At 74.8% G+C, this 13,670-nt stretch carries 2 protein-coding genes; both read left to right on the forward strand.

The window, feature by feature from the left end; all coding sequences use genetic code 11:
* A partial coding sequence (locus tag ACZ5OX_RS38855; protein WP_465636901.1) for a type I polyketide synthase occupies positions 1-5,818 on the forward strand: 5,818 nt, incomplete at its 5' end.
* 29 nt (positions 5,819-5,847) lie between these two features.
* A partial coding sequence (locus tag ACZ5OX_RS38860; RefSeq protein WP_465636903.1) for a type I polyketide synthase occupies positions 5,848-13,670 on the forward strand: 7,823 nt, incomplete at its 3' end.

Below are 13,670 nucleotides of genomic sequence, written 5' to 3' on the forward strand. Positions count from 1 at the left end.
GGGGTCGTTGGTGGCCCGGCACCTGGTCATGGTGCACGGGGTGCGGAGTCTGGTGCTGACCAGCCGTCGTGGCCTGGATGCGCCGGGTGCGGTCGGACTGCGGGACGAGCTGGCCGTGTTGGGCGCCGAGGTGGAGGTCGTGGCCTGTGACGTGAGCGACCGCGACGCCGTCGCGGCGCTGCTGGAGGGCCGGACGCTGTCGGCGGTGGTCCACACCGCCGGTGTGCTCGATGACGGTCTGGTGTCCTCGCTGACCCCGGAGCGGCTGGACGCGGTACTGCGTCCGAAGGTGGACGCGGCCTGGCACCTGCACGAGCTGACCCTCGGCCAGGACCTCACCGACTTCGTCCTCTTCTCCTCCGTCTCCGCGCTGTTCGGCACGGGCGGTCAGGGCAACTACGCGGCGGCGAACGTCTTCCTGGACGCGCTGGCGCAGCACCGCGCGGCGCTGGGCCTGCCCGCGACCTCGATGGCCTGGGGCCCCTGGGCCCACGAGGGCGGCATGCTCGGCCGGCTTGACGAGGCCGAGGTGCGCCGGATGAGCAGGGGCGGGGTGCCGCCGCTGGGTGCGGAGGAGGGCCTGGCGCTCTTCGATGCGGCCCGCGCCGGTGTCGAACCGGCCGTCCTGCCGGTCCGCCTCGACCTGCCCGCGCTGCGGGCCCAGGCGAGGACGACTCCGCCTCCCGCCTACCTGCGCGGCCTGGTCCGGGCCACGGTCCGGCGGGCCGTGGCCGGCGGCGCGGCCGCCGCGGGCTCGTCGCTCGCGGCGCGTCTGGACGGCCTGGACGGCGCCGAGCGGCACGCCCTGCTGCTGGACCTGGTCCGGACGCAGGCGGCGGCCGTCCTCGGACACGGCACGGCGGAGGCCGTCGTCGCCGACCGCGCGTTCAAGGACCTCGGCTTCGACTCGCTGACCTCGGTCGAGCTGCGCAACCGCCTCAACACGGCCACCGGCCTGCGGTTGCCCGCCACCCTGGTCTTCGACCACCCGAACCCCGTCGCGCTCGCGGACCACCTGCTGGGCGAGCTCCTCGGCGCCCGGCCGGCGGCGAAGCCCGTCGCGGTGGCCGTCCGGACGGCGGGCGCGGACGAGGACCCGATCGCGATCGTCGCCATGGCCTGCCGCTTCCCGGGCGGTGTCCGCACCCCCGAGGAGCTGTGGCAGCTGGTGCTCTCCGGCACCGACGCGGTCGGCGCGCTGCCGACCGACCGCGGCTGGGACCTGAGCGCCCTGGCCGCCGTCGAGAGCGGCACCCAGCAGGCCCGCGAGGGCGGGTTCCTGTACGACGCGGACCGCTTCGACGCCGCGTTCTTCGGGATCTCGCCGCGTGAGGCGCTGGCCATGGACCCGCAGCAGCGGCTGCTGCTGGAGACCTCCTGGGAGGCCTTCGAGCGCGCGGGCATCGACCCGGCCTCGATGAAGGGCAGCCCGACGGGCGTCTTCGTCGGCGCCTCCTCGCACGGCTACGCGACCGGGCAGGGCGTCGACCAGGCGGGCCTCCAGGGCCACCTGCTGACCGGCAACGCCACCTCGGTGGCCTCCGGCCGACTCGCCTACACCTTCGGTCTTGAAGGCCCGGCGGTCACCGTCGACACGGCCTGCTCGTCCTCGCTGGTCGCGCTGCACTGGGCCGCCCAGGCGCTGCGCAGCGGTGAGTGCACGATGGCCCTCGCGGGCGGCGTGACGGTGATGGCCGGCCCGAGCATGTTCCTGGAGATGGGCCGCCAGGGCGGTCTCGCCTCGGACGGCCGCTGCAAGGCCTTCTCGGCGGACGCCGACGGCACCGGCTGGGCGGAGGGCGCGGGCGTGCTGCTGCTGGAGCGGCTGTCGGACGCCGAGCGCAACGGGCACCCGGTGCTCGCGGTGGTGCGCGGCAGCGCGATCAACCAGGACGGTGCCAGCAACGGGCTCACCGCCCCCAACGGCCCGGCTCAGCAGCGGGTGATCCGTCAGGCCCTGGCCAACGCCGGGCTGTCGGCCGCCGAGATCGACGCGGTCGAGGCGCACGGCACCGGGACCGCGCTGGGCGACCCGATCGAGGCCCAGGCCCTGCTGGCGACGTACGGCCGGGAGCGCAGCGGCGACCGCCCGCTCTGGCTGGGCTCACTGAAGTCCAACATCGGCCACGCCCAGGCGGCGGCCGGCGTGGCGGGTGTCATCAAGACGGTGATGGCCCTCCGGGCAGGCGTGCTGCCCAAGACCCTGCACGTGACCGAACGTTCGCCGAAGGTCGACTGGTCGGCGGGCGCGGTGGAACTGCTGACCGAGGCCCGGCCGTGGCCGGAGACCGGGCGCCCGCGTCGAGCGGCCGTCTCCTCCTTCGGCATCAGCGGGACCAACGCCCACACGATCATCGAGCAGGCCGGCGTGCCCGGCCCCACCCCGGCCGAGCCGGTGGAGCCCGTGCAGGCGGCGGACGCCGTCCTGCCGTGGGTGCTGTCGGCGCGCAGCGAGCAGGCCCTGGCCGACCAGGCGCAGCGACTGCTGGCCCACTGGGAGGAGCACGACGACCTGCGGGCCTCCGACGTCGCCCACTCCCTGACGGCCGGACGCAGCACCTTCGAGCACCGGGCCGTCGTGATCGGCTGGGACCGTACGGAGTTCGCGGACGGTCTGACCGCCCTGGCCGCCGGGCGGAGCTCCGCCCGCGTGGTGGAGGGCATGTCCGAGGGCGGGAAGCTGGCCTTCCTGTTCACCGGGCAGGGCAGCCAGCGGCCTGGCACGGGCCGGGAGCTGTACGAGGCCTACCCGGTGTTCGCCGAGGCCTTCGACGCGGTGTGCTCGCGGGTGGAACTGCCGCTGAAGGAGGCGGTGTTCGGTGAGGACGCGGACGTTCTCGCCCGTACGGAGTTCACCCAGCTGGCGCTGTTCGCGGTGGAGACCGCGCTGTTCCGCCTGCTGGAGAGCTGGGGTGTCCGCCCTGACTTCCTGGTCGGCCACTCGATCGGCGAGCTGGCGGCCGCGCACGTCGCCGGGGTGCTGTCGCTGGACGACGCGGTGGCGCTGGTTGCGGCGCGTGGCCGGCTGATGCAGGCGCTGCCGGAGGGCGGTGCGATGGTGGCGGTCAAGGCCGCCGAGGCCGAGGTCCTGCCGCTGCTCACCGAGAACGTGAGCATCGCGGCGGTCAACGGACCGATGTCCGTGGTGGTTTCGGGTGGCGAGGATGAAGTCCTCGCGATCGCCGGGAAGTTCGAGAAGACCAAGCGGCTGAGCGTCTCGCACGCGTTCCACTCGCCGCTGATGGACGGCATGCTGGACGACTTCCGTCGCGTGGCGGAGGGCCTGTCCTACGCGGCGCCGCGCATCCCGGTCGTGTCGAACGTGACGGGTGCCCCGGCGAGTGCCGAGGAGCTGTGCTCGCCCGAGTACTGGGTGCGCCACGTGCGCCAGGCGGTCCGCTTCGCCGACGGCATGCGCACCCTGGAGGCCCAGGGCGTCACCACGTACCTGGAGCTGGGCCCCGACGGCGTGCTCTCGGCCATGGGCCAGGAGTGCGTCGGGCAGGGCGTGTTCACCCCGGCGCTGCGCGCCGGGCGCGCCGAGGCCCGGACGGTGGTCGGTGCGGCGGCCCTGGCGCATGTGCGGGGTGCCGCCGTCGACTGGACGGCCGTCCGGGGCCGGGACACCGGTGCTCGGCGGGTGGAGCTGCCGACGTACGCGTTCGACCGGCAGAGCTACTGGCTGCAGAGCTCTTCGGCGCCGGAGGCCGGGCCGGCCGGTACGGGCGGTGCGATCCAGCAGGCCGACGGCTGGTTCTGGGACGCCGTCGAGCAGGAGGACGTGCACTCCCTGGCCGACGCCCTGGACTCCGGGGACGACGACCTGCGTTCCTCGCTCGGCACGGTGCTGCCGGTGCTGTCCGAGTGGCGTCGGCGCCGGACGGCGGAGTCCACCGTCGACGGCTGGCGCTACCGGGTCGAGTGGAAGCCCCTGCCGGAGGCCACCGCGACTGTTCCGTCCGGTGAGTGGCTGGTGGTGGCGGAGGACGTTTCGGCTGCGCCGGTGGTGGCGTGTGCGGGGGCGTTGTCGGGTCGTGGTGTGTCGGTGCGGCTGGTGGGTTCGGCCGGGCTGTCGCGCGCGGAGCTGGCGGCTGCGGTGGCTGCGGCTGTCGGTGCCCCGGTGGCGGGGGTGCTGGGTGTGGTGTCGGACGCGGGTGTCGCGCTGACGCTGGTGCAGGCCCTCGGTGACGCCGGTGTCGGTGCGCCGCTGTGGCTGGCGACCGGCGGCGCCGTGTCGACGGGTCGTGCGGATGTGCTGCGTGACGCGGCGCAGGCGCAGGTCTGGGGTCTGGGCCGGGTCGTCGCGCTGGAGCACCCGGAGCGTTGGGGCGGTCTGGTCGACCTGCCGGAGGTGCTGGACGAGCGGGCGCAGGGCCGACTGCTGTCGGTGCTGGCCGGCCTCGACGACGAGGACCAGCTCGCCGTGCGCGCGAACGGCGTGTTCGTGCGCCGACTCGTCCGGGCCGACCGGGCCGAGGGCCGGGGCTGGGCACCGCGTGGCACTGTTCTGGTCACCGGCGGCACGGGCGCGCTGGGCGCGCACGTCGCCCGCTGGCTGGTCGCCAACGGCGCCGAGCACGTGGTGCTCACCAGCCGCCGTGGCCTGGACGCCCCGGGCGCGGTGGAACTGCGCGACGAGCTGACCGCTCTCGGCGCCCGGGCCACCGTCGCCGCCTGCGACGTGAGCGACCGTACGGCCGTCGAGGCGCTGCTCGCCGAGCACGCCTTCACCGCCGTCGTCCACGCCGCCGGCGCCACCGCGTCCGCGCCGCTCGCCGAGACGGCGCCGGCGGACTTCGCCGCGGTGGTGGCCGCCAAGGTGTCCGGTGCGGCGCACCTGGACGAACTGCTGGGCGACACCGAACTGGACGCCTTCGTTCTCTTCTCCTCCATCGCCGGCGTCTGGGGCAGCGGCGGGCAGGCCGGCTACTCGGCCGCCAACGCCTACCTGGACGCCCTGGCCGAGCAACGCCGCTCGCGCGGCCTCGCCGCCACGGCGATCGCCTGGGGCCCCTGGGCGGGCTCCGGGATGGCCACCGAGGCCGACGCGGAGGAGCAGCTGCGCCGCCGCGGACTGAACGGCATGGCCCAGGAGTTGGCGACCGAGGCGCTGGCCGGCGCGATCGGCGGCGAGCCCTCGGTCACCGTGGCCGACGTCGACTGGGAGCGCTTCGCCCCCGGCTACACGGCGCTGCGCCGCAGCCCGCTGATCGGCGACCTGCCGGAGGTCCGACTGGCCCTCGCGGTCGGCGAGGCCGACGGCGGGGCGTCCGAGGGCACCGACGCGGCGGCCGAACTGCGGGCCCGGCTGGCCGGGTCGACCGACGGGGAGCGGCGGCAGGCGCTGCTCGACCTGGTCCGCGGCACCGTGGCGGAGGCCCTCGGGCACGCCTCGGCGGCCGAGGTCAGGGCCGACCGCTCGTTCAAGGACCTCGGGTTCGACTCCCTCACCGCGGTCGAGCTGCGCAACCAGCTCACCGCGGCCACCGGTCGGCGACTGCCGGCCACCCTGGTCTTCGACCACCCCACACCGAGGGCGCTCGCGGACCACCTCACCGCGGAACTGTTCCCGGCGGGCGGTGACGCGGCCGGCCCCGAAGGCGGGGAGGCGCGGATCCGCCAGGCGCTGGCCACGGTCCCGTTGTCCCGACTCCGGGAGGCCGGAGTGCTGGACATCCTGCTGGATATCGCCGGTTTGCACGACGACGTCCAGGAATCGGACGGCTCGGACGGAGAGGAGAGCGCGGCATCCATCGACGAGATGGACGCCGACAGCCTGATCCAGATGGCGTTCGAGAACACCGATTCCGATTCCTGACGATTTTTGCGAGAAGTGTGGAGCACATGATGGCCTCGTCCAACGACAAGATGCTTGAGGCGCTTCGTGCGTCGCTGAAGGAGACCGAGCGACTCCGGCAGCAGAACCGGCAACTCCAGGCCGCGTCCCGGGAGCCGATCGCGATCGTCGCGATGAGCTGCCGCTTCCCCGGCGGGGTGCGCACCCCCGAGGAGCTGTGGCAGCTGGTCGCCGACGGCGGCGACGCGATCTCCGTCTTCCCCGAGGACCGCGGCTGGGACACCGAGGGCGTGTACCACCCGGACCCGGCGAACTACGGGACGACCTACTCCCGCGAGGGCGGCTTCCTCGCCGACGCGGGGCGCTTCGACGCGGACTTCTTCGGCATCTCGCCGCGCGAGGCGCTCGCCATGGACCCGCAGCAGCGGCTGCTGCTGGAGACCTCCTGGGAGGCCTTCGAGCGGGCCGGCATCGACCCGGCCGGGCTGAAGGGCAGCCAGGCCGGCGTGTTCGTCGGCGCGGCCTCCTCGGGCTACGCGTCCTCGCTGCGCGCCGTGCCGGAGGGGCTGGAGGGCCACCTGCTGACCGGCAACGCGGGCAGCGTGGTCTCCGGCCGGCTGGCCTACTCCTTCGGTCTTGAGGGCCCGGCGGTCACCGTGGACACCGCCTGCTCCTCCTCCCTGGTCGCCCTGCACCTGGCGGTCCAGGCGCTGCGGGGCGGCGAGTGCACGCTCGCCCTGGCCGGCGGCGTCACGGTGATGGCCACCCCGGACACCTTCATCGAGTTCAGCCGCCAGCGGGGCCTGTCCGCCGACGGCCGCTGCAAGTCCTTCGCCGCGGCGGCGGACGGCACCGGCTGGTCCGAGGGCGTCGGCATGATCCTGCTGGAGCGCCTCTCCGACGCCCGCCGTCTCGGGCACCCGGTGCTGGCCGTCGTCCGCGGCACCGCCGTCAACCAGGACGGTGCCAGCAACGGTCTGACCGCGCCCAACGGCCCCGCCCAGCAGCGCGTCATCCGCCAGGCCCTCGCCAATGCCCGCCTCTCCGGTGACCAGGTCGACGCCGTCGAGGCGCACGGCACCGGCACGGTGCTCGGCGACCCGATCGAGGCCCAGGCGCTGCTCGCCACCTACGGCCAGGACCGGCCGGAGGGGCAGCCGCTGTGGCTGGGCTCGCTGAAGTCCAACCTCGGCCACACCCAGGCCGCCGCCGGTGTCGCCGGCGTCATGAAGATGGTCATGGCGATCCGCGCCGGGGTGCTCCCGCAGACCCTGCACGTGGACGAACCCTCGCCGAAGGTCGACTGGGCCGCGGGCTCCGTCGAACTGCTCACCGAGGCCAGGGACTGGCCGGAGACCGGCCACCCGCGCCGGGCCGGCGTCTCCGCCTTCGGCGTCAGCGGCACCAACGCGCACGCCATCATCGAGCAGGCCGCGCCGGCCGCCGACGGCGACGAGCCGGCCCCCGTCGCGGGCCCCGGCGCGCTCCCCGCCGGCACGCCCGTCCCGTGGGTCCTGTCCGCCCGCACCGAGAAGGCGCTGTGCGCCCAGGCCGGGCGCCTGCGCGACTGGGTCGGCGCCCACCCCGACGCCCACCCGGCCTCCGTGGCCGCCTCGTTGGCCGCCTCCCGGGCCTCCCTGGAGCACCGCGCGGTGCTGCTGGTCGACGGGCCGGAGGCGGCCGAGCGCGCGCTGGCGGCCTTCGCCGAGGGCGCGGACGAGCCGGCCGCGGCGCGCGGCACGGCGGACGAGGCCCGGATGGCCTTCCTGTTCACCGGGCAGGGCAGCCAGCGGCTCGGCATGGGGCGCGAGCTGTACGACGCCTTCCCGGTGTTCGCCGAGGCCTTCGACGCGGTGTGTTCGCGGGTCGAACTGCCGCTGAAGGAGGCGGTGTTCGGGGAGGACGCCGCGGTCCTGGCCCGTACCGAGTTCACCCAGGTGGCGCTGTTCGCGGTGGAGACCGCGCTGGTCCGGCTCTTCGAGAGCTGGGGTGTCCGCCCTGACTTCCTGGTGGGCCACTCGATCGGCGAGCTGGTCGCCGCGCACGTCGCCGGGGTGCTGTCGCTGGACGACGCGGTGGCGCTGGTCGCCGCTCGTGGCCGGTTGATGCAGGCGCTGCCGGAGGGCGGCGCGATGGTCGCGGTCAAGGCCGCCGAGGCCGAGGTGCTGCCGCTGCTCACCGGCAACGTCAGCATCGCCGCGATCAACGGGCCGACGTCCGTGGTGATTTCGGGCGACGAGGCCGAAGTGCTGGCGATTGCGGGGCAGTTCGAGAAGGCCAAGCGTCTCAACGTCTCGCACGCCTTCCACTCGCCGCTGATGGACGGCATGCTGGCGGACTTCCGCCGGGTGGCGGAGGGTCTGACGTACAGCGCCCCGCGCATCCCGGTCGTCTCCAACGTGACCGGCGCTCTCGCCACCGCCGAGGAGCTGTGCTCGCCCGAGTACTGGGTGCGCCACGTCCGCCAGGCCGTCCGCTTCGCCGACGGCATGCGGGCACTGGAGGCCCAGGGCGTCAGCGTCTTCGTCGAGCTTGGCCCCGACGGCGTGCTGTCCGCGCTGGGCGAGCACGGCGTCCGCGTCCCCGCGCTGCGGGCCGGTCGGCCGGAGGTCAGGACCGCGCTGACCGCGCTCGCCACCGCCTACGCGCACGGCGTCCCCGTCGACTGGCAGGCCCTGCTCACCGGACCGGACACCCGGCGGGTCGACCTGCCGACCTACGCCTTCCAGCACGAGTGGTTCTGGCTGGAGACCGGCCGCACCGCCGTCCCGACCGCCGACGCGGCAGCCCGCGACAACGACGCCGAGCAGGTCGACGCCAGGTTCTGGGAGGCCGTCGAGCGGCAGGACCTGCGCTCGCTCGCCACCGCCCTGGACCTGGACCAGGCGGAGCTGGACGCCTCCGCCGACGCGCTCGCGCCCGCCCTGCCCGTCCTGTCGCACTGGCACCGGCAGCGCCGCGCCCGCTCCACCGTGGACGGCTGGCGCTACCGCGCCGCGTGGAACCCGCTCACCGACCTGCCGACCGCCGAACTCTCCGCTACCTGGCTGCTCGTCCACCCGGAGGGCGGCGGCGAGGACGGCTGGACCACCGCCGTCGCGGAGACCCTGGAGAGATACGGCGCCCACGTCCTGAGGCTGCCCGTACCGTCCGGCGCGCTCGACCGGGCCGCGCTGGCCGAGCGGCTGCGCGCTGCCGTCGAGGACCCGGCCGCACTGACCGGTGTCCTGTCGCTGCTGGCCCTCGGGACCGGATCACACCCCGAGCACCCCATGCTGACCGCCGGCCTGGCCGACAGCCTCGCGCTGGTGCAGGCGTTGGGTGACGCGGGTGTGGGGGCGCCGTTGTGGTTGGCGTCGCGGGGTGCGGTGTCGGTCGGTCGTGCCGATCGGGTGAGCAGTGCGGTGCAGGCGCAGGTCTGGGGTCTGGGCCGGGTGGTGGCGCTGGAGGCGCCGGAGCGTTGGGGTGGTCTGGTCGACCTGCCCGAGGTGTTGGATGCTCGGGCGCGGGGCCGGTTGGCCGCTGTGTTGGCGGGTGTGGGCGGTGAGGACCAGGTCGCGGTGCGCGCCTCGGGCGTGTTCGTGCGTCGTCTGGTGCGGGCCGGTCGTTCGGGTGAGGCGGCCGCTTCGTGGTCGCCGCGTGGCACGGTGCTGGTCACGGGCGGTACGGGTGCGCTGGGTGCGCGGGTGGCGCGCTGGCTGGCGGACAACGGTGCCGGGCATCTGGTGCTGACCAGCCGTCGGGGCCTGGACGCCCCGGGTGCGGTCGAACTGCGTGAGGAGCTCGTCGCGTCGGGTGTCGAGGTGACCGTCGCCGCGTGTGACGTCGCCGACCGTACGGCCGTCGAGGCGCTGCTCGCCGAGCACGAGTTCACCGCCGTCGTCCACACCGCCGGCGTCAACCACCTCGCGCTGCTCCCGGACGCGCGGCCGGAGGAGTTCGCCGACGTCCTCGCCGCCAAGGCGGGCGGCGCCGCGCACCTGGACGAGCTGCTCGGGGACACCGAGCTGGACGCCTTCGTCCTCTTCTCCTCCATCGCGGGTGTCTGGGGCAGTGGTGGGCAGTCCGCCTACGCTGCCGCCAACGCCTACCTGGACGCCCTGGCCGAGCAGCGCCGCGGCCGCGGCCTGGCTGCCACCGCCGTCGCCTGGGGCCCCTGGGCCGACGGCGGCATGGCCGCCGAGGACGACGCGGAGGAGCAGCTGCGCCGCCGCGGCCTGCCCGTGATGGCCCCCGAACTGGCGATCGCCGCCCTGGCGCAGGCGCTCGACCACGACGAGACCGCGCTGACCGTCGCCGACGTCGACTGGGCGCGCTTCGCCCCGGTCTTCGCCGCCGGCCGCAACCGCCCGCTGATCGCCGACCTCCCCGAGGTCCGCGCCCTGGCCACCACGGCCGCCCCGCAGGAGGGCCCGGCCGACGCCGCCTCCCCCTGGGCCGCACGGGTCGCGGGCCTCTCCCCGCTGGACCGCGGGCGCGTCCTGGAGGAGCTGGTGCGCGACGCCGTCGCCGCCGTCCTCGGACACAGCGGCGCGGAGGCCATCGACCCCGGCCGGGCGTTCAAGGACCTCGGCTTCGACTCGCTGACCGCCGTCGAACTGCGCAACCGCCTCAACACGGCCACCGGACTGACCCTGCCGGCCACCCTGGTCTTCGACCACCCGACCGCCGCCGCCCTCGGCGCCCACCTCGGCGCCGAACTGCTCGGCACCGACACCGGGGCACAGGCCCCCGCCGTGCCGCAGGCGGCCGACGACGAGCCCATCGCCATCATCGGCATGGCCTGCCGCTACCCCGGCGGCGTCACCTCGCCCGAGGACCTGTGGCAGCTCGTGCTCGACGGCGCCGACGCCGTCGGGGACTTCCCGACCGACCGCGGCTGGGACCTCGGCGCCGTGAGCAGCGCCCTCGGCGGAGAGCAGGAGACCTCCTACGCGCGCTGCGGCGGCTTCCTGCACGGTGCGAGCGAGTTCGACCCGGCGTTCTTCGGCATCTCGCCGCGCGAGGCGCTCGCCATGGACCCGCAGCAGCGCCTGCTGCTGGAGACCTCCTGGGAGGTCTTCGAGCGTGCCGGCATCACCCCCGGCTCGGTGCGCGGCACGGCCACCGGCGTCTTCGCCGGCACCAACAGCCAGGACTACGCCGCCCTGCTGGCCGGCCAGGAGTCCAGCGAGGGACACCTCGCCACCGGCACCGCCGCCAGCGTGGTCTCCGGCCGCCTGGCGTACACCTTCGGCCTTGAGGGCCCGGCGGTCACCGTCGACACCGCCTGCTCCTCCTCGCTGGTCGCGCTCCACCTGGCCGCCCAGGCGCTGCGCAACGGCGAGTGCACCATGGCGCTGGCCGGCGGCGTCGTCGTGATGGCCACCCCCGGCACCTTCGTCGAGTTCAGCAAGCAGCGCGGCCTGGCCGCCGACGGCCGCTGCAAGGCCTTCGCGGCCTCGGCCGACGGCACCGGCTGGGGCGAGGGCGCGGGCATGCTTCTGCTGGAGCGCCTCTCCGACGCCCGCCGCAACGGCCACCAGGTGCTGGCGGTCGTGCGCGGCAGCGCGATCAACCAGGACGGTGCCAGCAACGGCCTCACCGCCCCCAACGGCCCCGCCCAGCAGCGGGTCATCCGTGCCGCGCTGGCCGGCGCCGGCCTGACGGCCGCCCAGGTCGACGCCGTCGAGGCGCACGGCACCGGCACCCGACTGGGTGACCCGATCGAGGCCCAGGCCCTGCTCGCCACCTACGGGCAGGAGCGCAGCGGCGAACCGCTGTGGCTCGGCTCCCTCAAGTCCAACATCGGCCACACCCAGTCGGCTTCGGGTGTCGGCGGCGTCATCAAGATGGTGATGGCGATGCGGCACGGTGTGCTGCCGCGCACCCTGCACGTCGACGAGCCCACCCCCCACGTGGACTGGTCGGCCGGCGCCGTCGAGCTGCTGACGGAGACGCGGAGCTGGCCCGAGACGGCCCACCCGCGCCGGGCCGGCGTCTCCTCCTTCGGCATGAGCGGCACCAACGCCCACGTCATCCTCGAACAGGCCGCCGACGAGCCGGTGGACACCGACCCGCAGGCCGCGCCGGCGAAGCACGGCGACGCGCCGGTGCTCTGGGCCCTGTCGGGCCGCACCCCGGACGCCCTCGCCGCCCAGGCCGGACGCCTCCGCGCCCACCTGGAGACCCGGCCGGACGTCCCGGCCACCGACCTCGGGTACTCGCTCGCGGCCACCCGTACCCACCACGAGCACCGCGCCGTCCTGCTCGGCGACAGCCGGACGGCCCTGCTCGACGGCCTGGGCGCACTCGCCGAGCGCGCCGACCGGACCGGACTCGTCCGGGGCGTCGCCTCGGGCGGCAAGCTGGCGTTCCTGTTCACGGGGCAGGGCAGCCAGCGGCCTGGCATGGGCCGGGAGCTGTACGAGGCGTACCCGGTGTTCGCGGACGCCTTCGACGCCGTCTGTGCGCGGGTCGAACTCCCGCTGCGGGAGGCCGTGTTCGGTGATGACGCTGACGTTCTCGCCCGTACGGAGTTCACCCAGCCGGCGCTGTTCGCCGTCGAGGTGGCGCTGTTCCGCCTCTTCGAGAGCTGGGGTGTGCGGCCGGACGTCCTGGTCGGGCACTCGGTGGGCGAGCTGGCGGCCGCGCACGTCGCGGGCGTCCTCTCGCTCGATGACGCCGTTGCGCTGGTCGCCGCGCGTGGCCGGCTGATGCAGGCGCTGCCCGAGGGCGGTGCGATGGTCGCGGTCAAGGCCACCGAGGCCGAGATCCTGTCGCTGCTGACCGCCCAGGTGAGCATCGCTGCGATCAACGGGCCGTCCTCGGTGGTGATTTCCGGGGACGAGGCCGAAGTGCTGGCGATCGCCGGGCAGTTCGAGAAGACCAAGCGGCTGAGCGTCTCGCACGCGTTCCACTCGCCGCTGATGGACGGCATGTTGGCGGACTTCCGCCGGGTGGCGGAGGGTCTGACCTATTCGGCGCCGCAGATCGCCGTGGTCTCCAACGTGACCGGTGCCCTGGCCACGGCGGAGGAGCTGTGCTCGCCCGAGTACTGGGTGCGCCACGTCCGCCAGGCGGTTCGCTTCGCCGACGGCATGAGCGCCCTCGAAGCCGAGGGCGTGACCACGTACCTGGAGCTGGGCCCGGACGGTGTCCTCACCGCGATGGCCCAGGAGTGCGTCGGCGGCGGCGAGTTCGCCTCCGCCCTGCGCCGCGACCGCGCGGAGACGCAGACCGTCGTCACCGCCCTCGCCGTGGCGCACGTCAACGGCGCCGAGCTCGACCTGACCTCCTACTTCGGCTCCGGCAACCACCGGGTCGAGCTGCCGACGTACGCGTTCCAGCGTGAGCGCTACTGGCCGACGGTGGCCTCGGGCTGGCTGGGCGAGGTCGCCTCGCTGGGCCTGGGCGCGGCCGACCACCCGCTGCTGGGGGCCGGCGTGTCGCTGGCCGACGCGGAGGGCTTCCTGTTCACGGGCCGCCTGTCGGTGGAGTCGCACCCGTGGCTGGCCGATCACGCGGTGCTTGGTTCGGTGATCGTTCCTGGCACGGCGTACGTGGAGCTCGCCGTCCGCGCGGGCGACCAGGTGGGTTGCTCGCTGGTGGAGGAGCTGACGCTGGAGGCGCCGCTGGTGCTTCCGGAGTCCGGCGGTGTGCAGGTCCAGGTCTGGGTCGGTGCGCCCGACGGCGAGGGTCGTCGCTCGGTGACGGTCCACTCGCGGGTCGAGGGCGCCGGTGAGGACGGCCTCTGGACCCGTCATGTCTCGGGTGTGCTGGCGGAGGGTGCGTCGGTCGCTGAGGGTGCGGGTCTGGTGGAGTGGCCGCCGGCGGGTGCCGAGGCGGTGGAGCTGGACGGGTTCTACGGGGCGATGGAGGGCGTCGGGTTCGG

Source organism: Kitasatospora sp. NPDC032121 (assembly GCF_055580145.1).